Below are 19,655 nucleotides of genomic sequence, written 5' to 3' on the forward strand. Positions count from 1 at the left end.
ATGCAACAGGAGCCCGGACCTGAAGCTTCAGCGCCGCGTCAATTCCCCGAGATAAGCGCAGAACATGTCGGCCAGCCCGTCGGCGTAACGCGTGATCTCGGCGGTGCTGCGCGGAAGCGGCTATATGTCGACGCCCTTCGCCGAAGACATCGAACTCTCCGTGCGGATCAGCTAACGCCGGATCGACGCAGCGCAGGATCTCGAGCCGCCGCACCATCGCGCAGCGGCATCGTATGGACTCAACACCGGTCCGCGCATTCCAACCGGTGTCGCAGGTTCGTCACTCACACATGATATCTGCTCGCGGCAAAAAGCCATCCATGGGGCTGACTTGGCTGCCCCTGCGGTTTCTCTCTTGCGCCGAGAGGCTCATGACCTCCGCTTTCAATGCTTACGCGGCCCTCGCCCTTGCCATCGTGTTCGAGGTCACCGCGTCGGCGCTCCTGCAGCAGTCCGCGCAGTTCACCCGTCCCTGGCCGACGCTGGCGATGGTGATGTTCTACGTCGCCTCGTTCTATGCGCTGTCGGTCGCGATCCGGGTCATTCCTTTGAGCATCGCCTATGCGATCTGGGGCGGGGTCGGCATCATCCTGACCGCCACCGTCTCCTTCGTGCTGTTCCGCCAGATCCTGGACTCCGCAGCCTTCGTCGGTATCGCCCTGATCGTATCAGGGGTCGTGATCATCAACCTGTTCTCGGAGAGTGCGGTGCGTTGATCCCGGCAAGCTGCGGCGCGCAGAGCTACTGGCTCTGCACCGGCTTGGGCTGATGCGGGGTGGATCGCGCCGGCTTCTTCGCGGGCTTGGCCGCAGCGCGCGGCCGCGGCTCGTCGACCGATTCCAGATAGGCGGCGAGCATCCTCGCCGAGTCCGAGCTGGTCGCGTAATGGTCCTTCAGGAACCAGGACAGAGTCAGGGTAAAGCGGCCCTTGGCAAGGCCGCGCGGACTGCGATGGCAGGTCGCACAGCTGTCAGCGAAGAGCTTGGCGGGCGGCTTGCCGGCGTCGAGATTTTGCGCGGCCGCGACCGTCGCCGTGAAAACGGCCGCGGCTGCAAGGCTCATCAGGGCCGCGATCGGCGCGCGCCCCGGTCCAGACAGCGATGTCAAATGACGTCCCCTCGGCCGCGCGTCGGTTACGCCGCCGACAGCTGATCGAATTCGGGCGGCGCGTAGGCCTTGCCATCCTGGTCGGTGATGACGACGCGCCACCCTTCGCTCGCCCACACCCTGGCCTTCGCCACGATGAGCAGCCGGCTCTCGCGGGCGAAACTGTACTTTTCGTTGTCGCGTTCTGCGACCATCTTGTAGGCCAATTCGCGTCCCCTTGCGTCGCCCTGCACCCTGCTTCCTCGTGGCAGCGGGCTTTGGCGGCAATTCGCCCGGAGCATGGCAATTTGGTGCCATCCGCAGGTACGACGCCGGCGGCCGACGCCGAGCCGCCTTCATGTCGTCCTGAATCGGGCACGGGAGCTGGTCCGTCACATCAGCTGCAACGGAACCGAGCGTCCCAACCTCGTGCTCCGCTAGTGCACGCGGATGATATGGGGACGGCCGAGATCGATCAGTCCCTGCACCGCCGAGAGGCGGTCGTCGAGGGCTGCGATGGTGAGCAGCAGATTGTTGCGGCGCTCGTCGAGCATGCCGATTTCGGCGCCGGTGAGCTTCGCGCCCATCCGCTCCTTGTGAATCCCTTCCAGGGATTCGCGCAGCCCGGCAATCAGAGCGGCCAGCTGCTTGGCCTCTTTGGTCATCGACCGCTTCGCGACGTTGTGGCGGCGCGTCTCCGCCTGGCTCTGTCTCATCGTCATCCTCCCGTGCCCCGCTGCCCCGAGTGGATGCTTGCATCTTTGGGTACACATCTTACGATCGATGAAATCTGCCAGCGAAGAACCTTCTTAAATTGTACGCGCAGGGAACCCGACTAAATCCAGCAGAAAGCCCGGCGCGCGGGCCGGGCTTTCCTTCCGGCTTCTTAGCGCTTCTGGTGGCCGCCGCCGGGGCCGCCGGCCGGAGCACCACCGCCGCGGGGCGCGGCGTTGACGTGCGGAGCGCCGCCACCGCCCTGCGGCATTGCAGGCGCAGCGGCACGGGGCGCCGGCATCTGCGCTCGGGCATTCATCGGCGCGCCGTGGCTCACATTCGGCTGCGCGACCTGCGGCATCGCGCGTCGCTCGGCAGGTGCGGCCGAGACACGCGGGGCTTCATGCCCGCGAGCCATCGGCCGGGTCCGCACCGCAGCGGGGCTTGCGGCCCGCTCGTGCATCATGCGGGCCTGGGCATCGCGCGGACTGCGAGTCTGCACATTGGTCCGCTCCTGCACGATGCGCTCGCTCCGTCCGACACGCGTCCGTTCGGCGGCAACAGCCGCGTCGCGCTTTGCGATCGCAGCGTCACGTCTCGTGATCGCAGCGTCACGTCTTGTGATCGCAGCGTCACGCTTCGCGATGGCGGCGTCGCGCGTGCCGATCGCGGCGTCGGGCCGCGGGTTCGCGGCGTTGCGTCCGGAGATCGCGGCGCCCTTGCCCCGCACGCCTTCCCGCTCCAAAGCAAGCGCCGCATCGCGCGTCGCCGCGCGACCGATGCGGGCCGCGCGCGGATCAAGCGTCATTCGGGTCGCGATGCTCCGATGCGAGGTCCAGTAACTGCTCCAGTAGGCGTGGCGGCGATACCAGGGACGTCCCGAATAGTGGCTCGACCAGTACGATGTCAGCACGAACGGGACGACCGGCACGCCGATCTCGTCGACATAGTCGGGCAGATAGACGTAGCGGTTGCGATAGAGATATTCGAGATATTGCGATGACACCCAGCCGCGATCGTCGGAAAAGCTGACGTCGCACCAGGCGTTGCCGCGCAGGCAGCCATGGATGTTGACGCGGGCGCCTCCGGGGATGCGATCGACCAGGGGGAAGCCTGCGCCCGGGCCGGCCCGCAGGCCGGTCGAGACGGTCACGATGCCCGGCGCGGCCAGTGCAGCCGTTGGCGCGAGCAGCAAAGCAGCAATCAAAACGCTCTTGAATTTCATGGCGTGTTCCTCCTCTTTCAAGTCGGAAAGCGCTGGCGCAACGGGCGTTCCGTGCGCGGGAGCCGCATCCGCCCGAAAGATTCAAACGCAGACGGCGTGCGGTTCAATATTCATTCGCCGTTCATCGGCGCAACGCGCCAGCGTCGCTGTCCGATCGTCAGTTGACCTGCAACATGAACGCGTCGAAGTACGATGCAAGCCCGGCAAAGTCGTCGAGCGGCAGCACGTTCGCGACATACTGGTCCGGCCTCACCACGACCATGCAACCGGCTTTCCGATCGATGCCCCGCATGGCGAAAACGTCGTGACCGCTCTTGAGGTCCGGGCAGAACATCTTCTCGTAGTCGCGCAAGCCGTAACGGCCTTTACGCGGGAGCAGCAGCGGCGGCATTGCCTCGACGGCGAGCTCACGATGGTTCTGCTGGAACACCGCACGCAGATCGATCACGCTGTCGACGTCGGCGCCGCCAGGCGTATAGCGCCTCACCGGCGACTCCCGCGCCTCGGTCAGGAAATTGCAGAGCGCGCGAATGGCCGAGCCTGCGGCTGCAGGATCTTCCGCGGGAGAGAAGGCATAGATCCGGAAACGGCCGTCGGCCTGCCCGGCATGACCGAGATGCACCGGCTTGGCGTCAGCCAGCCGGATCACCGGGGCGGAATGGAAGCGCTTGCCGATGACGAGGCCTTGCGCGAGGTGCTGATGCGACGCCGCGCCGGTGAGGAGCGACGGCCTGTAATGCGTCGCCGTGCCCGCGGTGTAGCGGCCGTGCCGGACGAAATAGTCCTGGGTCCTGGCGGCATCGGCGCCGCCGGCCTTGGCGGCGGAGGCAAGAATGCCCGCCCACTCACGGTCGAAATCGATCAGCTCCTTGGCGACCGCCTGGCGCTCGGCCGAATAGGAATGCAGCAGCTGCGGGGCGCACTGCTTCCGCATGACGGCCGCGAGCTTCCAGCCGAGATTGAAGGCGTCCTGCATCGAGACGTTCATGCCCTGTCCCGCCTTCGGGCTGTGGGTGTGGCATGCATCGCCGGCGATGAAGATGCGCGGCAGACGGGTTGCGGTCTCCGCGTCCGGCACGTCGTCGAATTTGTCGGTCAGGCGCTGGCCGATCTCGTAGACCGACCACCAGGCGATCTCCTTCACCTCCAGCGTATGCGGCTTCAGGATCCGCTGCGCCTTGGCGATCACGTCATCGGCGGTGATGTTGCGGCTCGCGACGCGCTCGCCGACGTCGAGCTTGGCGAGCTCGACATAGATGCGGACCATGTAGCCGCCTTCGCGCGGAATGATCAGCAGGCTGCCGTCCTTGGCCGACTGGATCAGCGACTTGAAGCGGATGTCCGGAAAATCCGTCACGGCCAGCACGTCCATCACACCCCAGGCGTGGTTGGCGGAATCGCCGTGCAGCTCGCGTCCGATCGACTTGCGCACCGTGCTGCGCGCGCCGTCGCAGCCGACGACATAGCGCGCCTTCACGGTCTCGACCTTGCCCTGGTTCGCCGCATCGACGCGCTCGAGACGCACCGTCACGGCATGATCGCCGGGACCTGCGACCGGATCGACCTGGAGGTCGAGAAGACGACGGCTGTAATGGGGTTCGAGCTTGGCCGGCGATTTGCGCATGACGTCGAGAAAGCCGTCATGGATGCGTGCCTGGTTGAGGATGACGTGCGGGAATTCAGACAGGCCGTCCTCGACGTCCTGCACCCGGCCGCTGCGGATGATGGTGTCGGGCCGCCGTTCGTCCGGCTTCCAGAACGTCGTCTCGTTGACCCAATAGGCCTCCTTCAGCACGCGCTCGCTGAAGCCGTAGGCATGAAACATCTCCATGGTGCGGCAGGCGATGCCGTCGGCCTGCCCGACCAGCAGACGGTCGGGCTTCTGTTCGACGATGCAGGTCTTGATATCGGGGAATTGCGCAAGCTGCGCCGCGAGCGTGAGGCCGGCCGGCCCGCAGCCGACGATGAGGACATCGACCTCGTCGGGCACGGCGCCCGCTGCGCCGGAAGCCTGAATGCGGTCGGCGGGATCGGATATCTCGGGATCGCCCGGCTGAAATCCATTGAGATGGAATTGCATGAGCACCTCTCCCCGGCAACGCTCTGTTTTGGATATTGCTCAGTATGCTGACTATCAGTATACTTGTCAACGAGCCGCAGCGTCCTCGTCCCAGGAGAAGAATTCGGTGAAAGACAACAACGACATGCCTGGACATCTGGCGCGCCGGTTCCAGCAGATCGCCGTCGCGGTCTTCCTGGCGGAGGTCGAGGATGCCGGGTTCGACCTGACGCCGGTGCAATACGCCGCGCTTGCGACCATCAAGGCCAATCCGGGACTCGACCAGGTGACGCTTGCGGGCCTCATTGCCTACGACCGCACCACCATCACCGGCGTGATCGACCGCCTCGTGCAGAAGGGCCTCGCCGAGCGGCGCGCCTCCAGCCGCGACCGCCGCGCCCGCGAGCTCGTCATCACCGACGAAGGCCGGCGCACGCTGCGCAAGATCACGCCGGCGGTCGAATCGGCCCAACGCATCATGCTGCGCGGCCTCAGCGCAAAAGAGGCCGAGGACTTGATGCGACTGCTGCGCAAGGCGATTGCCGCCGGCAACGATCTGAGCCGCGCTCCGCTGCGCGATGCGCCGGTCTGATGCCGCACGTGCCGCAATTGTCGCAGCGCACGAAACCAGGAACTAACTTTCGGCTGCTAACGTCCGCCGCATTGGGCGCTTAACGCGCGATTAACTTTGCGGGACGGAGTTCGGAATGTTCAGGTTCCTCGTTGTGGCCGCAGCCATGACGCTCACGGTCAGTCATGCGGTGGCGGGCGGCCATGGCGGCGGTGACCCTCCTCCGCCGAAGGTCGAGGCGCCGGTGGCTCCGGCCAAGGTCATCCTGACCAAGCAGGGTCCCAAGCTCGTCGATCTCAATGGCATGACGCTCTATACCTACGAGCGCGACACCACCGGAAAGACGTCGAACTGCAACGGCAAGTGCACCGAGAGCTGGGTGCCGCTGCCCGCAACAGCCGACGCCAAGGCGGTCGGCGACTTCACCGTGATCAGCCGCAGCGACGGCAGCAGGATGTGGGCGTACCGCTATCGTCCGCTCTACACCTCGCCCGCCGACAAGGCGCCCGGCGACGCCAACGGCAACGCCATGACGCTGCAATGGCGAATCGCGCGGCCTGAAAACTGACGCGCGATCAGCGCAAACATGTGAACGTCAGAGCGCGCGTAGGCTTTGCCAGCCACCGCCCGCCTCGGCCCGCGCGCTCTGTCCGGGCGGCAGCACCACGACCATCGAATTGAGCTTTACCCGGTCGTACAGGTCGATCACGTCCTCGTTGCGCATCCGGATGCAGCCGGACGAGATCGCCTGGCCGATATATTCAGGCTGGTTGGTGCCGTGGATGCGATAGAGCGTGTCCTTGTTGCCGACATAGAGATAGATGCCGCGCGCGCCCAGCGGATTGGCGGGACCGCCGGGAACCCTTGCCGGATATGGTCCGAGCCGCGCCTGGATATCTGCCGTCGGAACCCAGTCCGGCCATTCGGCCAGGCGGCCGACCCGCGCGACGCCAGAGAACGCCATGGCTTCCTCGCCCACTGCAACGCCGTAACGGATCGCCTTGCCGTCAGGCAGCACGAAATAGAGGTAGCGGGCGTCGGTATCGACGAGGATGGTGCCGGGCTGCTCCTTGCGGTGATAATCGACGATGTGCCGGAGATATTGCTCGGGCACATTCGCCTTCGCATACGGCGTATGCGCGAGCAGCTGCCGGTCGCGCGGCGTCATGCTCGCATCGCTCGAAGGTGAAAGCGTGGTCTGCATGCAGCCGCCCAGCGGCAGCAAGGCAATAGCGAATAAAGCGATCAAAGATTTTGGCACCGCCGGCCCCTCTAGCGGATAGCACCCCCAGCGTTACCAGATGTTGCCAAAATCGTGCTGAAAACAAGGCAATGGGGAACACGTGCACGTGTTCGACAAATCCGGTTCCATCACCACAAACGGCGGAAGAGCGTCGCATCATCTCCATCCCCTCGCCTTGCTTTGGTCAAACCCGGCTGGACTCGTGCGTCATGGGCCGGGCTCATCGGATTTGGGTGGGCTCCCCTAGACAGATCGGCGCGCGCCAATGCGAGCGACCAGGAACTAACACCGGGCCTCAACGCCTGGGCTTCAAAGGAGCTGCGATGCTCGCGACGCTGAACCCCAAGCAAATAGTCGATGAGATCGTGAAGGACACGGTCAAGGACAACGATCCGCACGACGCGATTCAGATTTCGCCCGACATCGTGCTGGCCTCGCGCCCCGCCAGCGTGGCACCCGCGTTGGCGCCTGACGTCACGACCCGTCCGGAGCCGAAATTCGCGCCGCCGCCCAAAATCTCTCTGGAACCCAAACGCTCTCTGGAGCCGAGATTCGCACCGGTCTCGGAGCCGCCGGCGGCGCCGCCGCCCTCGGTCGACACGGCCGTGCGCGTCGCAGCGAGCAACGATCATGTCCGGCCGAAGCGATCGGCAATGCGCAAGTGGCTGCGCGGTGCGTTCGTCGCGTTCCTGTTTGCCGGAGGAAGCGCGGCCGCCACCATCGCCTGGGAAAGGCACGGCGATACGGCCAAACAGATGCTCGCGGAATGGACGCCTGCTCTGGCGTCGCTGACGTCGCTGTTGCCCTCGGCATCACAGACCGCGTCAGTCGCACCCGCGCAGGCCGCGGCGCCTGCGCAGCAGGCTGCGCCGTCCGCAGCGGAGGCGCCGATCGATCAAGCCATTGATCAATCGGCTACCCCGCCTGCGACGCAGGTTGCAGCGGCCGTGCCTGCGGCAACAGCTTCCGATTCAGCACAATCGGTGCAATCGATGACGCGCGACCTCGCCGCGATGGCGCAACAGATCGAGCAACTCAAGGCCAACATCGCCGAACTGAAGGCCGGACAGGAACAGATGGCGCGCGAGATCGCGAAGCCGCCTGCACCGAAACCGGTGGCCGAGGCCAAGCCGGTCGACCCGCGCACACGCGCAGCCGCGGTGCCGCCGAAACCTCCGGCGCCGCCGCCGGTTCGTAAACCGAAGCCGGCCGTTTCGCAAACTTACATGCCGGCCTATTCGCCCCAGCCGCTCGCACCTCCGCCGCCGCAGTCGCAAGCTGCCGCGGCCGCGCCGCCACCTGTCACCACGACGCAAGCCGTTGCCGATGACGACGGCCCGATCGTGCGTCCGCCGATGCCGTTGCGCTAAAGCATGATCCGGAAAAGTGCGCAGCGGTTTTCCGAAAAGATCATGCTTAAACAACAATCGAAAACGCGATGACGCTTCATCCTAATCGCATCGCGCTTTGACGCGCGCGACAGCGTCGCACACGCTGTCCGAGTCGACGTGATGGGTTGAGTCCGGGCAATTACGGGAAGCGATATTTCACGCTCAAGAGAAAAGGCCGTCGGGATCTATGCCGGCGGCCTTCTCTTGCAGCTGCCGGTTCCCGGAGCCCGGTTCTGCTGCAATTCCATGCCTTGATGATTGCGCCACGTATTTAATAGACTCTTAACGGCTCCGCAGGCTGCACATCATTTCTGCGCCATAAGCACAGAGATTGCGCGGCCCGTTCATTCGATAGATATCGACTCAGTGGTACCATCCGGACGTGTCGAGATTTCCATTGAAGATTTGTTTTCAAAGTCGGGTAGTCATATCGGGGAATTCGGATGCCTTACTACTCCTTCGACCTCGTGGTTGGTGAAGAGTTCAGGAACCAGGGCGGAATCATTCTCGAGGACATCGAGGTCGCCTCCGACCGCGCCGATCAACTCGCATGCGAGCTGTCGCAGGTGAAGCCGGAGCTGCAGCAGAAGGGATGCGCGGTGCGCGTCACCGATCGCGATCACAACGAGCTCTATCGCACGCCGCTCGATCCGGTGCCGGCCTGGCGCCGCTGACTTAGGCGTCGAGCGACGGCGGCTCGAACCAGTTGGTCAGCGCCAAGCCGCCGTCGACGACGAAAGCCGCGCCGGTGACGTAACCGGACAGCTTGTTCGACAGCACCGTGAGCGCCATCGGTGCGAGGTCGCTCGCCTCGCCGAGACGCCCGAGCGGAATGTGCCGCGCCAGCGCGGGATCCGCAACGAACCCGCCGGCCGCGATCGCACCAGGCACCAGCGCATTGACGCGGATGCCGTAGCGGCCGAACGTCCTGGCCAATTCCTTCACCAGCATCGCCAACCCTGCCTTCGCCGTTGAATAATGCGGCAGGTTGCGCGGCGTGCCTGCATGCAGCGAGGTGAGAAACAGGAACGAGCCCGGCCGTTTCGCCGCGATCAGGCGCTTGGCGAGTTCGCGCCCCAGGTGAAAGCCGGCGTCGAGATTGACGGCATGCATCTGCTGCCAGGTCCTGCGATCGACCGCGAGCGCATGATCGGCCTCGCGCCGCGGCGGCGACGCACTGTGGACGAAATGCGTGATCTCGCCCAATGCCGTCTTGGCCGCTTCGAGCAACGCTTCGCATGCGACCGGCTCGGCGAGATCGCCGACCCAGGGCACGGCGAACTCGGGCCGCGGGCTGGCGCCGATCGCGGCGCTCACCCGCCCGGCATCGACGTCGGCGAACACGGTCCGCACGCCCTCGCCGACCAGAGCCTGCGCGATGGCGCGGCCGATGCCGTTGCCCGCGCCAGTCACGAGTGCCGTATCGTGGGTGGGATCGAACGGCGTGCTGAACAGGCTCATGTCGCTCTCCAAGGCGAGGGGCCAGCCACGATAGCGCACTCCAGCAGGTTGCGACAAATCCGCCTCGGCACCATTGCAGAGCCGCGCGCCGGACGCTAGCCTCGCCAAAAATCGGAGGAAAGACCAGGATGCGCTACGGTTTGCTGATCGCTGCCCTGTTGCTGAGCGCAGCTCCCGCCCAGGCCCAGGACCAGGCTAAGGACCCGGCTAAGGACCACACACGCTCGACCTATGTGACCCTGATGCTGCAGGCCTTCGCCGCCAAGGTTCAATGCCCGGGCACGGACGTCGTCTACCAGGACCTCGTGCAGAGGGCGGAACAGATGCACCTGCCGGAGGGCACCACCGAGAAGGTGCGCAAGGCGATCGCCTGGATGCACACCGGCGGCAAGATGGGCGAGAAGCAGGATGACGATCTGATGGCCGAGGTCGCGGTGGCGACCCAGGCGACAGATCTCAACCAGCGGCGCCTCGGCATGCCGAGCTGGTGCGAGGTGCAGAAGACCAACCTCGCGGGCCTGATCCGCGCCAAGGGCGGTTGACAAGGACGTGTTAAGCACACGGCCGGGAGATTGTCCGCCGGCCAACAATTGTCACAATTCTGGCAAGCATGCGGGGCCTCTTCGAATTCGAACAGGAACCTCTCATGCGGATGATCCATTTCGTTTTCGCCGGCACGCTCGCGGCCGCCACGGTGCTGACCGGCCCTGTGCTGGCGAAGAATTCAGACAGCCAGAAAGCAGAGGGCAATTCGCCCTCTTCCGGGTGCAGCGCGTATCAGCAGGCGCCTGACGGGACCTGGGAGCCGCTGCCCTGCAAGGAGGCAGGGGACCGCAACCCGTCGCAAACCCGCCGATCCCAATCGCACGGAACCGAGCGCGACGGCCGTTGACGCAGCTTGCTGCGGCGGCGGTCAGCCCTGGTGGGGCCCACGCATGATCTTCATGGCGTCGGCGATGTGACGCCACTCCCTGGCCTCGTCGCCCTCGCCGCGGCTCTCGCAGGCCTGGGCCTGCTCGGCGGCCTTCGCGATCGCAGCAAAACCGTGCTGCTCGAGCATCTGCCGCGCAACGGTATGGACCTGGACCTCGGACATCATGGGCGCTCTCCGTCTGACGAAACCGCGGGGGCATGGCTCGGCGCTCCGCGGTTTTCGGTAACGACTTCGCCGCGGGTCCCGTTCCGCCCGCCATCGATCACATCGGCTGGCCGGGAGCCGGAGTGACGCGAAGGACAAAGGCGGCCCGCTATGCCCAGCGGACCGCCTTCTCACCCACCCCAAAATGGCCCGCCGTCGGCCGCGCCCCCTACGCGACCGCGGCTTTCTTGCGCTCGAAATCGTTGGGCACCTCGATATCGACCTCCAGGGTCGAGACCTCGTCGCCGCGTTCGAGCCGGACGATGACCTTGGTCGGATCCAGCGTCACGTGTTTGGAGACGACGGCAAGGATTTCCTCGCGCAGCACGCCGAGCAAATCGGGCTGGCCGCGCATTCCGCGTTCATGGGCAAGCAGGATCTGCAGCCGTTCGCGCGCGACCGGTGCAGAGGCCTTGTTGCCGCGGAGAAGCCGAAGCAGACCCATGCTCATGCCGCCCTCCGTCGCAGCAGGCGATCCATGAAGCCTTTGCGCTCGGTCGGCACCTGCATCGGCACGGTGTCGCCGCACAGCCGGCGTGCCGCGTCGATGTAGGCCCGCGCCGGAGCGCCGTCGGCATTCGACAGCGTGACCGGCGTGCCGACATTGGAGGCACGCAGCACGTCCTGGCTCTCGGGGATGATGCCGAGCAAGGGCGTTGCCAGGATCTCGAGGATGTCGTCGATCGTCAGCATCTCGCCGCGCGCGGCGCGGGAGGGATCGTAGCGGGTGATGAGGATGTGCTTCTCGACCCGCTCGCCCTTCTCGGCCCGCACGGTCTTGGAATCGAGCATGCCGATGATGCGGTCGGAATCGCGCACCGAGGACACTTCCGGATTGGTGACGATCACGGCCTCGTCGGCGAAGCGCATGGCCATGGAGGCGCCGCGCTCGATGCCGGCCGGGCTGTCGCAGATCACCCAGTCGAAGCGCTCGCGCAGATCGGCGATGACCTTGCCGACGCCCTCTTCCGTCAGCGCGTCCTTGTCGCGGGTCTGGGAAGCCGGCAGCAGCCAGAGGTTCTCCAGCCGCTTGTCGCGGATCAGGGCCTGCGGCAGCTTCGCCACGCCCTGCACCACGTTGATGAGGTCGAACACGACGCGGCGCTCGGCGCCCATCACGAGGTCGAGGTTGCGCAGGCCGACGTCGAAGTCGACGACGACGACCTTGTCGCCGCGCTGCGCCAGCGCGGCCCCCAGCGCGGCAGTGGTCGTGGTCTTGCCGACCCCGCCCTTGCCTGATGTCACGACCAGTACCTTGGCCATCTCAATTGTCTCCTTCTGGTCAGTTCAGCGCGGTAATTCGCATAATGTTGCCCTGCAGGAAGGCCTGGGCCGGCCGACCGCGAAGCGCGGCGTCGATATCGTCGGCGGTCTGATAAAACCCATCGATCGCAAGCAGTTCGGCTTCGATCTTCTGGCAATAGATGCGCGCGCTGGTGTGACCGTTGACGCCCGCCATGGCACGGCCGCGCAGGGCGCCATAGACGTGGATCGAGCCGCCGGCGACGACTTCCGCGCCGGAGCCGACGGAGCCCAGGATGGTGACGTCGCCGTCCGGGAAGATCACGGTCTGCCCCGACCGCACCGGGTTTTCGAGCAGCAGCGAGGATGGCTTGGTCTCGGGCTTCGCCTCGGGCTTCTTCGGCGCCGTCGGCTCGACCACGCAGCTGCGCCCGCCCGACAGCAGCGGCGGCATCATGGGCGTGAGCTTCGCCTCCTCCACGCCCTCGATGCCGAGCACGCGGATATTGCGGTCCTGCAGGCTGGTGAGCAGATGGCCGATGCCGGACTGGCTGAGGTCGACCGAGGACAAATCGATCACCACGGGCCGGCCGGCAAAGAAGCCCGGCGAGCGCGCAATGGTGGCGTCGATCTCGTGCAGCCAGTCCTGCACCGGAACCGTCGGCGTAAACACGAAGGCCACGTAGGAGCGCCCGCGCAGGCGCACCATTTGGCGTTGAGGTTTGACTGCAGCCTCCATAACGGCCGACTCGTTCCCTGTTATTGAATGGTTAACGATGCGGCGGATATGGTTAACGGCCGGTTAATTCTCCGTGGGAATCCGTGGGATGGGGCCGGTTGCGCCGCGCTCGTGTCCCGGACGCGCTGCAGCGTGCAACGCTGCTGCGCAGAGCCGGGACCCATGCCGCCAGGGTCATGTTCTCGGCGAGGGCCCCGGCTCTGCAGCGCACCGTCGAAGGACGCTGCGCTGCGTCCGGGGCATCAGAGAGTCAGGCCCATCCTGCTCACAGCCTCATTGCGAGGAGCCCTCGCGACGAAGCAATCCAGGCTGTCTCCGCGGAAGATTCTAGATTGCTTCGCTGCGCTCGCAAATGACGAGGAGAGAGGCCCTACTTCTTCACCTTGCTCGCATCCATCTTGATACTGGGATCCAGCATTTTGGTGGTGAACGCGGTCGTGACATCGAACGGCTTCTCCATGCCGAGATAGGTCTGGACCAGTTCGTAATCCTTCTTCATCCGCTCGCCGTCGATCCAGCCGAGCCCCTTTGTCGTCGTGAACTCGTCCGTCATCAGGAATTTGATGCGCTCCCACTGGCGCTCCTGGTTCGCCTTGTCGAGCCCGGAGACCTGGTCGAGCAGCGCCTTCAGGCACGGCGTGACGTCGGCGACGCAGGCGGCAAAGGCCTTCTGCGTGACGCGCACGAAGTCTTCCACGACCTTCGGATTCTTCTGCAGGTACGCGCCATTGACGATCAGCGAATTGCCGTAGGGATTGAGTCCGATGTCCTTCCAATTGACGTAGCCGAGGTCGGGCCCGAACTCGATCACCTTCAGATCGTGCTCGTTGTAGAAGTCGCTGATGATATCGACGGTGTGGCTCTTCAGCGCCGCGATCTTCGCCGTCGGCCCGACATTGACGAAGCCGACGGAGTCCGGGGCAAGGCCTGCGGCCTTGGCGAAGGCAGGCCACATGACGCGCGAGGCATCGCCGGGCGGATTGCCGATCTTGTGGCCGGCGAAATCCTTTACCCCGTTCACGCCATAGCTCTTCAGCCAGTAGAAGGTCTGCCCGGTGTTGGCGTAGACGCTCATCACCGCGACGGTGTCGGCGCCCTTGCTCTTGGCCACCAGCATGGTGGCGAGATCGGCGACGCCGAACGGCGAGCCGCCCGAGCCGACCTTGGCGGCGGAGACGCCGGAGCCCTTGCCGGTCTCGATCGTGAGATCGATCCCCGCCTTCTCGTACCAGCCCTGCGCCTTGGCGTAATAATACGGCGAGTGATCGGCCGTCGGCGTCCAGTTGAGGATCAGGTTCACCGCCTCGCCCGCGCTCGCCGGCACCGCCGGCAAGCCGAGCATCAGGGCCACAACAGCCGCCTGCAAACGCTTCATCGCATCTCTCCTCATGCCAGCGACCCGGCTTGTCGCTCTCCTCTTGTGAGGATACCAATGCAACAAGCCCGCCTTCCACTTGTCAACTGTTTGGTTGGAAATGTCCGCAAAACGATCTGGCGACACCGTGCCGCAGCGCCGCGATCCCGTCGCCACCCGCAACAAGCTGCTCACCGCGGCGCGCCTGGAATTCGCCCGGCACGGCTTCGCAGGCGCGCGCGTCGACGAGATCGCCGAGCGCGCCGGCGTCAACAAGCAGCTCGTCTACCACTATTTCGGCGACAAGGACGCGCTCTACCTCGCCGTGCTGGAATGGGTCTATGAGGACATTCGCGAGCAGGAGCGCAGGCTCAACCTCGAAGGCCTGCCGCCGGAGAAGGCGATCCGCAAGCTGATCGAGGCCTCGTTCGACCATCTGGCCGCAAACCCCGATTTCATCGTGCTCCTGAACGACGAGAACCGCGGCGGCGCCCGCCACGTCCGCGGCTCGACGCGGCTGGAAGCGATGCATTCCCCGCTTGTGAAGAGCGTTTCGCACATCCTCAACGAAGGGGTGCGCGCCGGCGTGTTCCGCAAGGGGATCGATCCGGTTCAGCTCTATATCTCCATTGCGGGCCTGTCCTATTTCTTCTTTTCCAACACGCCGACGCTGTCGGCGATCTTCGGCAAGGACCTGTCGAGCCGCGCCCAGCGCCGCGCCCGCCGCCGCCACGTCGCCGACCTCGTGCTGCACTCGCTCCGGCCATAATCAACCAACTGGTTGAAACTTTCCCCGAACGCGGCTAGGCTCGCGACCTGCGGCCGCGTTGCCGCGGCAACAGGGAGCCATCGGTGGCAGGAGACAGGGCCCGCATCCCGCGCAGCTTCGCGATCATCCTGATCGTGCATCTCGCCGTGCTCGTGCTCTGGCAGGTCGCGGTCGACGCCTTCCAGGTCCCTAAATTCATCCTGCCCTCCCCGCTGGCGACGATTCAGACGCTGGGCACCGCAGGCTATGCCTGGGGCGCCAACACGCTGGTGACGGCGGTCGAGATCCTCGGCGGCTTTGCGCTCGGCGCCCTCGTCGGCGTCGCGCTCGCCGTGATCTTCAGCTGGGCGCCGCTACTGAGCCTCGTGCTGCTGCCGCTGTTCGTGACGCTGAACATGATCCCGAAGGTCGCGCTCGGCCCGCTCTTCATCGTCTGGTTCTCCTACGGCATCGTGCCGAACATCCTGATTGCCTTCAGCATCTGCTTCTTCCCGATCCTGCTCACCACCGCGCGCGGCCTGCGCGAGGTCGAGCCGGATCTGCTCGATCTCGTCAAATCGCTACGCGGCTCGCGCTGGACTCTGTTCCGCAAGATCCAGCTCCCGGGCTCGCTGCCTTACATCTTCTCCGGCATGAAGGTCGGTGCCATCCTGGCGGTCGCCGGCGCCATCGTGGGCGAATTCATCGCCTCCGAGCGCGGGCTCGGCTACCTCATGATCCAGGTGCAGTCCTCGCTCGACACGCCCGCGATGGTGATGGCGGTCGTGCTGCTGACGCTGCTGGGCGTCGCGCTCTACGGCCTGGTGCTGGCCCTCGAACGTATGTTCGTGGTCGGCGACGCAAGACAGACCTGACAACGGCAGACCTGAGGACCCAATCCATGCTGCTCACCCGCCAGACGCTGCCGAAGACCATCCCCGATATCGCAGCCCTTGACGACCTCTTGTGCCGGCCGACGCAGGCACTGATCGACGACCTTGCCAAGGTCGAGGGCGACATCATGATCCTCGGCGTCGCCGGCAAGATGGGCCCGACGCTGGCGGGCCTTGCGAAAGCCGCGGCGCCGGATCGGCGCGTCATCGGCGTCGCCCGCTTCAGCGACTCCGGCGTGAAGGACTGGCTGCACGCGCGCGGGGTCGAGACGATCAATTGCGACCTGATGCACGAGACGGCGATTGCGACGCTGCCGAAGGCACCGAACATCGTCTTCATGGCCGGCCGCAAGTTCGGCGCCGAGGGCGACCTGTCACTGACCTGGGCGATGAATGCGCATGTGCCCGCCTTGGTGGCACAGGCCTTCCCGTCCTCGCGCATCGTGGCGTTCTCGACCGGTTGCATCTATCCCTTCGTCCCGGTCGACGGCAAGGGCTCGACCGAGGACATGGCGCCGAATCCACCCGGCGAATACGCGCAGTCCTGCGTCGGCCGCGAGCGCATGTTCGAATATTTCTCGCGCAAGCTTGGAACGCCGGGGCGGCTGTTCCGTCTCAATTACGCGATCGACATGCGCTACGGCGTGCTGCACGACATCGCGACGAAGGTGCTCAACGGCGCGCCGATCGACGTCAGCCTGGGCCATGTCAACTTCATCTGGCAGGGCGATGCATCCGCGCAGGCGCTCCGCTGTCTCGCCCATTGCACGACGCCGACCTCGCCGATCAATGTCAGCGGCCACGAGATCCTGGCGGTACGCGATCTCGCCCAAAAGTTCGGCGCAAGGTTCGGCCGCACGCCGGTGCTGACGGGCAAGGAAGAGCCGACGGCCTGGCTGACCGATACGTCAAGAGCGGTCGAGCTGTTCGGCCTGCCGGTGGTTGATACCGAGCAGCTGATCGCCTGGACCGCCGATTGGGTCGCGCGCGCCATGCCGAGCCTCGGCAAGCCCACCAAATACGAGGTGCGCGATGGACGCTACTGAAGCTCCGCTTGTCCTCAAGCTCGGCGTGCAGGACGCGATCGCGGGGCTGGCGCTCTCGACCGAGGCGCACTGGAATCAGACCGAAGAGGACTGGCGCATCTTCCTGCGCGACGGCATCGTGTTCGGCATCCGTGACGGCGCGCGGCTGGTCGCGACCGCCGCCCTGCTGCCCTATTCCGGCGACAACGCCTGGATCAGCATGGTATTGGTCTCGGCAACGCATCGCCGCCGCGGCCTTGCAACACGCCTCGTCGATGCGTGCCTGGACACTGCACGGAAGAACGGCCTGACGAGTTGGCTCGACGCTACGCCCGACGGCGCTGCCGTCTACGGCCCGCTTGGGTTCACGCCGACGCTGCAATTGCGCCGGTTGAAGCTGGCAAGGCCTGCGCGAGCGGAAGCGCCGCCATTGTCGTTAGCGACGCTCGATGCGCTTGCGATGCGGGATCGGCGCGCGAGCGGCTTTGACCGGACCGCGCTCCTCTCCGCCTTCGCCCAGCGTCCCGGCTCGCGCATCGTCGGCACGGAAGGCGCCATCGCGCTGGTGCGCGACGGCCGCACCGCCCGCCATATCGGTCCGCTGTTGGCCGACAATGTCGCGGCAGCCCTGGCTTTGGTTGACGCCATCATGCGCTCGGAGACCAGCCCGCTCCTGCTCGACGCCGTCGCCTCGCAAGCCGCGTTCCTCGAAGGCTTGGCTGCCTCCGGCTGGACCGTCGAGCGCCCGTTCCAGCGCATGCGGTTCGGCCCCGCCACCGTCACGGGTGAGGAACCCCCATTCGCCGTCGCCGGCCCCGAATTCGGATAGGACATCATGCACCACAGCCAGATCAACAGCGACGTCCGCAGGCTGATCAATGAGGGCACTGTGCTGCCAGCGCATCCCCTCGCGCTCACCGCCGAACGTCAGCTCGACAAAAAGCATCAGCGGGCGCTGACGCGCTATTACATCGACGCAGGCTCAGGCGGCCTTGCAGTCGGCGTGCACACCACGCAGTTCGCGATCCGCGATGTCGGCCTCTACCGCCCCGTGCTCGAGCTCGCCGCCGAGACCGCGGCGAACTGGACCAGGCGTCCGCTGGCGATGGTTGCGGGCCTCGCCGGTCCGACAACGCAGGCGGTCACCGAAGCCCGCACCGCGCGCGACATCGGCTATCACGCCGGCCTGCTCAGCCTCGCCGCGATGAAGAGCGCCTCCGAGGACGAGATCATCGCGCATTGCACGGCGGTCGCGGCCGAAATCCCACTGGTCGGCTTCTATCTCCAGCCGGCCGTGGGCGGTGTCGTCCTGTCGAGCCGGTTCTGGCAGCGCTTCGCCTCGATCGACAACGTCATCGCGATCAAGATCGCGCCGTTCAACCGCTACCGGACGCTCGATGTGCTGCGCGGTGTTGCGGCGGCAGGCGCGCTCGACCGCGTCGCGCTCTACACCGGCAACGACGATCACATCCTGCTCGATCTCACCTTGCCCTTCGACCTGCGCGACAACGGCGTCACCACCCGCACTTACTTCAGGGGCGGCCTGCTCGGCCACTGGTCGGTATGGACCGCGAGCGCGATCGAGCAGTTCGAGCGCTGCAAGACGGCACGGCACAAGGACAGCGTGCCGGCCGATCTTCTCGCACTCGATGCCCGGGTCACCGACTGCAACAGCGCCTTCTTCGATGTCGCCAACAATTTTCACGGCTGCATCGCAGGCTGCCACGAGGTCCTGCGCCGCCAGGGCTTGATGCAGGGCCTGTGGTGCCTCGATCCGAACGAGGACCTCAGCCCCGGCCAGAAGGAGGAGATCGACCGCGTCACGCGCGATCACGCCGACCTCAGCGACGATGCCTTCGTCGCCGCGAACCTGAACAAATGGCTGGCATGAGCCCAGACCCCTTCATCAGCCTGCAAGGCGTCCGCAAGGTCTATCGCAGCGGCGGCGCCGAATTCCTGGCGGTGTCCGACGTCACCATGGACGTGCAGGAAGGCGAGCTCGTCTCGCTGGTCGGCCCGTCCGGCTGCGGCAAGACCACGGTGATGAAGATTCTGGCCGGCCTGCACGGCGCCGACGGCGGCACGGTGAGGATCGGCAATGCCGACAGCCCGTTCGATCCGACCCGTGACATCGGCATGGTGTTCCAGCAGGCGCTGCTGCTGAAGTGGCGGACGATCCTGGACAACGTGCTGTTGCCGGCCGAGATCGTCGGGCTGCCGATGAAGGCCGCGCGCGAGCGGGCGCGCGACCTGCTCAACCTGGTCGGGCTCGCCGGCTACGAGCACAAATATCCGCAGCAGCTGTCCGGCGGCATGCAGCAGCGCACCGCCATCGCGCGCGCCTTCATTCACGATCCCAAGCTGATCCTGATGGACGAGCCGTTCGGCGCGCTGGATGCGCTGACGCGCGAGCAGATGAACCTGGAGATGCTGCGGATCTGGCGCGAGAGCGGCAAGACCATCATCTTCGTCACGCATTCGATCCAGGAGGCCGTTTTCCTGTCCTCGCATTGCGCGGTGCTGACGGCTGGACCTGCGAAGATGGCCGATTATTTTCCAATCGACCTGCCCTTCCCGCGCGACCTTCCGCTGAAGACCACCGATGCGTTCGGCGCCTACGCACGGCGGATCTATGCGAAACTGGGCTTAGGCGCGGCGTAGTTCGCCACACGATTAGTCCCGTAGGGTGGGCAAAGTGAAGCGTGCCCACCATTGCCCATGAAGTGAGAGAACGTGGGCACGGCGCAAGTGCGCCTTTGCCCACCC

At 65.6% G+C, this 19,655-nt stretch carries 25 protein-coding genes; 13 read left to right on the forward strand and 12 right to left on the reverse strand.

The genetic code is table 11. From position 1 onward, the window contains the following. The first annotated feature begins 371 nt into the window (after window positions 1–371). Window positions 372–716 carry a multidrug efflux SMR transporter gene (locus WI560_RS17040; RefSeq protein WP_257194438.1) on the forward strand — a complete coding sequence of 115 codons (345 nt, stop codon included), beginning with the start codon at window positions 372–374 and terminating at the stop codon, window positions 714–716. A gap of 25 nt (window positions 717–741) precedes the next feature. Here WI560_RS17040 and WI560_RS17045 read toward each other — a convergent pair whose 3' ends face one another. The 5 genes from WI560_RS17045 to WI560_RS17065 all read right to left on the reverse strand — a co-directional run bounded on the left by WI560_RS17045 (window position 742) and on the right by WI560_RS17065 (window position 5,105). Continuing rightward, entirely contained in the window at window positions 742–1,062 is a 321-nt protein-coding gene (locus WI560_RS17045) for a hypothetical protein (protein WP_375308857.1), read from the reverse strand. A gap of 71 nt (window positions 1,063–1,133) precedes the next feature. Continuing rightward, window positions 1,134–1,340 carry a hypothetical protein gene (locus WI560_RS17050; protein ID WP_375304129.1) on the reverse strand — a complete coding sequence of 69 codons (207 nt, stop codon included), beginning with the start codon at window positions 1,338–1,340 and terminating at the stop codon, window positions 1,134–1,136. Between the two features lie 183 nt (window positions 1,341–1,523). Next, window positions 1,524–1,802: a hypothetical protein gene (locus WI560_RS17055; protein ID WP_028136719.1), complete on the reverse strand. Its 279-nt coding sequence runs from the start codon at window positions 1,800–1,802 to the stop codon at window positions 1,524–1,526. A 170-nt stretch (window positions 1,803–1,972) separates the two neighbouring features. Next, window positions 1,973–3,025, reverse strand: a complete 1,053-nt coding sequence (locus tag WI560_RS17060; RefSeq protein WP_375304130.1) for an SH3 domain-containing protein — start codon at window positions 3,023–3,025, stop codon at window positions 1,973–1,975. A gap of 157 nt (window positions 3,026–3,182) precedes the next feature. Continuing rightward, window positions 3,183–5,105: an FAD-binding monooxygenase gene (locus tag WI560_RS17065; RefSeq protein WP_375304131.1), complete on the reverse strand. Its 1,923-nt coding sequence runs from the start codon at window positions 5,103–5,105 to the stop codon at window positions 3,183–3,185. A 106-nt stretch (window positions 5,106–5,211) separates the two neighbouring features. Between WI560_RS17065 and WI560_RS17070 the strand changes: the two genes are divergently transcribed. Together WI560_RS17070 and WI560_RS17075 are read left to right on the forward strand one after the other, a co-directional pair. Next, window positions 5,212–5,676 carry a MarR family winged helix-turn-helix transcriptional regulator gene (locus WI560_RS17070; protein WP_257180253.1) on the forward strand — a complete coding sequence of 155 codons (465 nt, stop codon included), beginning with the start codon at window positions 5,212–5,214 and terminating at the stop codon, window positions 5,674–5,676. A 115-nt stretch (window positions 5,677–5,791) separates the two neighbouring features. Next, window positions 5,792–6,223, forward strand: a complete 432-nt coding sequence (locus WI560_RS17075) for a hypothetical protein (protein WP_375304132.1) — start codon at window positions 5,792–5,794, stop codon at window positions 6,221–6,223. Between the two features lie 27 nt (window positions 6,224–6,250). Here WI560_RS17075 and WI560_RS17080 read toward each other — a convergent pair whose 3' ends face one another. Then, the gene (locus WI560_RS17080; RefSeq protein ID WP_257180255.1) at window positions 6,251–6,859 is read right to left on the reverse strand and encodes a L,D-transpeptidase; all 609 of its coding nucleotides are present in this window, start codon (window positions 6,857–6,859) and stop codon (window positions 6,251–6,253) included. A 362-nt stretch (window positions 6,860–7,221) separates the two neighbouring features. Here WI560_RS17080 and WI560_RS17085 point away from each other — a divergent pair, with 362 nt between their 5' ends. Both WI560_RS17085 and WI560_RS17090 read left to right on the forward strand, forming a co-directional pair. Then, a complete protein-coding gene (locus WI560_RS17085) occupies window positions 7,222–8,268 on the forward strand; it encodes a hypothetical protein (RefSeq protein ID WP_375304133.1) in 1,047 nt (348 codons plus the stop codon). A gap of 464 nt (window positions 8,269–8,732) precedes the next feature. Next, window positions 8,733–8,963 (forward strand): DUF6894 family protein, encoded by a 231-nt coding sequence (locus WI560_RS17090; RefSeq protein WP_028136727.1) that lies wholly within the window; start codon window positions 8,733–8,735, stop codon window positions 8,961–8,963. Window position 8,964: 1 nt separating this feature from the next. On the opposite strand, the gene WI560_RS17095 is transcribed toward WI560_RS17090, so the two are convergent. After that, window positions 8,965–9,750 (reverse strand): SDR family NAD(P)-dependent oxidoreductase, encoded by a 786-nt coding sequence (locus WI560_RS17095; protein ID WP_375304134.1) that lies wholly within the window; start codon window positions 9,748–9,750, stop codon window positions 8,965–8,967. A gap of 128 nt (window positions 9,751–9,878) precedes the next feature. Here WI560_RS17095 and WI560_RS17100 point away from each other — a divergent pair, with 128 nt between their 5' ends. After that, a complete protein-coding gene (locus WI560_RS17100) occupies window positions 9,879–10,292 on the forward strand; it encodes a hypothetical protein (RefSeq protein ID WP_257180259.1) in 414 nt (137 codons plus the stop codon). Window positions 10,293–10,396: 104 nt separating this feature from the next. Next, window positions 10,397–10,642: a hypothetical protein gene (locus WI560_RS17105; protein ID WP_375304135.1), complete on the forward strand. Its 246-nt coding sequence runs from the start codon at window positions 10,397–10,399 to the stop codon at window positions 10,640–10,642. Window positions 10,643–10,663: 21 nt separating this feature from the next. Here WI560_RS17105 and WI560_RS17110 read toward each other — a convergent pair whose 3' ends face one another. From WI560_RS17110 to WI560_RS17130, 5 genes are all read right to left on the reverse strand, one after another. Beyond that, window positions 10,664–10,849, reverse strand: coding sequence for a hypothetical protein (locus WI560_RS17110; RefSeq protein WP_028136731.1), 186 nt, complete (start codon window positions 10,847–10,849; stop codon window positions 10,664–10,666). Window positions 10,850–11,057: 208 nt separating this feature from the next. Further along, a complete protein-coding gene (gene minE / locus WI560_RS17115) occupies window positions 11,058–11,339 on the reverse strand; it encodes a cell division topological specificity factor MinE (protein ID WP_028136732.1) in 282 nt (93 codons plus the stop codon). Then, window positions 11,336–12,151 carry a septum site-determining protein MinD gene (gene minD / locus WI560_RS17120; RefSeq protein ID WP_028136733.1) on the reverse strand — a complete coding sequence of 272 codons (816 nt, stop codon included), beginning with the start codon at window positions 12,149–12,151 and terminating at the stop codon, window positions 11,336–11,338. The genes minE and minD overlap by 4 nt, the downstream gene beginning before the upstream one ends. Before the next feature lie 19 nt (window positions 12,152–12,170). Next, window positions 12,171–12,869: a septum site-determining protein MinC gene (minC, locus tag WI560_RS17125; RefSeq protein WP_375304136.1), complete on the reverse strand. Its 699-nt coding sequence runs from the start codon at window positions 12,867–12,869 to the stop codon at window positions 12,171–12,173. A 370-nt stretch (window positions 12,870–13,239) separates the two neighbouring features. Then, complete coding sequence (locus tag WI560_RS17130) at window positions 13,240–14,244, reverse strand: ABC transporter substrate-binding protein (protein WP_375160106.1); 1,005 nt, start codon at window positions 14,242–14,244, stop codon at window positions 13,240–13,242. A 100-nt stretch (window positions 14,245–14,344) separates the two neighbouring features. Between WI560_RS17130 and WI560_RS17135 the strand changes: the two genes are divergently transcribed. From WI560_RS17135 to WI560_RS17160, 6 genes are all read left to right on the forward strand, one after another. Beyond that, on the forward strand, window positions 14,345–14,992 hold the full coding sequence (locus tag WI560_RS17135; RefSeq protein WP_375304137.1) for a TetR/AcrR family transcriptional regulator: 648 nt from the start codon (window positions 14,345–14,347) through the stop codon (window positions 14,990–14,992). A gap of 83 nt (window positions 14,993–15,075) precedes the next feature. Beyond that, window positions 15,076–15,846, forward strand: a complete 771-nt coding sequence (locus WI560_RS17140) for an ABC transporter permease (RefSeq protein ID WP_375304138.1) — start codon at window positions 15,076–15,078, stop codon at window positions 15,844–15,846. A gap of 26 nt (window positions 15,847–15,872) precedes the next feature. Continuing rightward, window positions 15,873–16,910: an NAD-dependent epimerase/dehydratase family protein gene (locus WI560_RS17145; RefSeq protein WP_375304139.1), complete on the forward strand. Its 1,038-nt coding sequence runs from the start codon at window positions 15,873–15,875 to the stop codon at window positions 16,908–16,910. Beyond that, entirely contained in the window at window positions 16,897–17,718 is an 822-nt protein-coding gene (locus WI560_RS17150; protein ID WP_375304140.1) for a GNAT family N-acetyltransferase, read from the forward strand. The genes WI560_RS17145 and WI560_RS17150 overlap by 14 nt, the downstream gene beginning before the upstream one ends. Window positions 17,719–17,724: 6 nt before the next feature. Beyond that, a complete protein-coding gene (locus tag WI560_RS17155; RefSeq protein ID WP_375304141.1) occupies window positions 17,725–18,780 on the forward strand; it encodes a dihydrodipicolinate synthase family protein in 1,056 nt (351 codons plus the stop codon). Beyond that, entirely contained in the window at window positions 18,768–19,550 is a 783-nt protein-coding gene (locus WI560_RS17160; protein WP_375304142.1) for an ABC transporter ATP-binding protein, read from the forward strand. The genes WI560_RS17155 and WI560_RS17160 overlap by 13 nt, the downstream gene beginning before the upstream one ends. The last annotated feature ends 105 nt before the right edge of the window (window positions 19,551–19,655 follow it).

Origin of the sequence: Bradyrhizobium sp. A11, assembly GCF_042077125.1 — a bacterium.
Lineage (GTDB): Bacteria > Pseudomonadota > Alphaproteobacteria > Rhizobiales > Xanthobacteraceae > Bradyrhizobium > Bradyrhizobium japonicum_B.

What these genes read in the sequence shown, in the direction of transcription:
- WI560_RS17040 (WP_257194438.1), top strand. Translation starts at nt 372, where the DNA reads ATGACCTCCGCTTTCAATGCTTACGCGGCCCTCGCCCTTGCCATCGTG.
- WI560_RS17045 (WP_375308857.1), bottom strand. Translation starts at nt 1,062, where the DNA reads ATGAGCCTTGCAGCCGCGGCCGTTTTCACGGCGACGGTCGCGGCCGCG.
- WI560_RS17055 (WP_028136719.1), bottom strand. Translation starts at nt 1,802, where the DNA reads ATGAGACAGAGCCAGGCGGAGACGCGCCGCCACAACGTCGCGAAGCGG.
- WI560_RS17060 (WP_375304130.1), bottom strand. Translation starts at nt 3,025, where the DNA reads ATGAAATTCAAGAGCGTTTTGATTGCTGCTTTGCTGCTCGCGCCAACG.
- WI560_RS17065 (WP_375304131.1), bottom strand. Translation starts at nt 5,105, where the DNA reads ATGCAATTCCATCTCAATGGATTTCAGCCGGGCGATCCCGAGATATCC.
- WI560_RS17075 (WP_375304132.1), top strand. Translation starts at nt 5,792, where the DNA reads ATGTTCAGGTTCCTCGTTGTGGCCGCAGCCATGACGCTCACGGTCAGT.
- WI560_RS17080 (WP_257180255.1), bottom strand. Translation starts at nt 6,859, where the DNA reads ATGCAGACCACGCTTTCACCTTCGAGCGATGCGAGCATGACGCCGCGC.
- WI560_RS17085 (WP_375304133.1), top strand. Translation starts at nt 7,222, where the DNA reads ATGCTCGCGACGCTGAACCCCAAGCAAATAGTCGATGAGATCGTGAAG.
- WI560_RS17090 (WP_028136727.1), top strand. Translation starts at nt 8,733, where the DNA reads ATGCCTTACTACTCCTTCGACCTCGTGGTTGGTGAAGAGTTCAGGAAC.
- WI560_RS17095 (WP_375304134.1), bottom strand. Translation starts at nt 9,750, where the DNA reads ATGAGCCTGTTCAGCACGCCGTTCGATCCCACCCACGATACGGCACTC.
- WI560_RS17100 (WP_257180259.1), top strand. Translation starts at nt 9,879, where the DNA reads ATGCGCTACGGTTTGCTGATCGCTGCCCTGTTGCTGAGCGCAGCTCCC.
- WI560_RS17105 (WP_375304135.1), top strand. Translation starts at nt 10,397, where the DNA reads ATGCGGATGATCCATTTCGTTTTCGCCGGCACGCTCGCGGCCGCCACG.
- WI560_RS17110 (WP_028136731.1), bottom strand. Translation starts at nt 10,849, where the DNA reads ATGATGTCCGAGGTCCAGGTCCATACCGTTGCGCGGCAGATGCTCGAG.
- minE (WP_028136732.1), bottom strand. Translation starts at nt 11,339, where the DNA reads ATGAGCATGGGTCTGCTTCGGCTTCTCCGCGGCAACAAGGCCTCTGCA.
- minD (WP_028136733.1), bottom strand. Translation starts at nt 12,151, where the DNA reads ATGGCCAAGGTACTGGTCGTGACATCAGGCAAGGGCGGGGTCGGCAAG.
- minC (WP_375304136.1), bottom strand. Translation starts at nt 12,869, where the DNA reads ATGGAGGCTGCAGTCAAACCTCAACGCCAAATGGTGCGCCTGCGCGGG.
- WI560_RS17130 (WP_375160106.1), bottom strand. Translation starts at nt 14,244, where the DNA reads ATGAAGCGTTTGCAGGCGGCTGTTGTGGCCCTGATGCTCGGCTTGCCG.
- WI560_RS17135 (WP_375304137.1), top strand. Translation starts at nt 14,345, where the DNA reads ATGTCCGCAAAACGATCTGGCGACACCGTGCCGCAGCGCCGCGATCCC.
- WI560_RS17145 (WP_375304139.1), top strand. Translation starts at nt 15,873, where the DNA reads ATGCTGCTCACCCGCCAGACGCTGCCGAAGACCATCCCCGATATCGCA.
- WI560_RS17150 (WP_375304140.1), top strand. Translation starts at nt 16,897, where the DNA reads ATGGACGCTACTGAAGCTCCGCTTGTCCTCAAGCTCGGCGTGCAGGAC.
- WI560_RS17155 (WP_375304141.1), top strand. Translation starts at nt 17,725, where the DNA reads ATGCACCACAGCCAGATCAACAGCGACGTCCGCAGGCTGATCAATGAG.
- WI560_RS17160 (WP_375304142.1), top strand. Translation starts at nt 18,768, where the DNA reads ATGGCTGGCATGAGCCCAGACCCCTTCATCAGCCTGCAAGGCGTCCGC.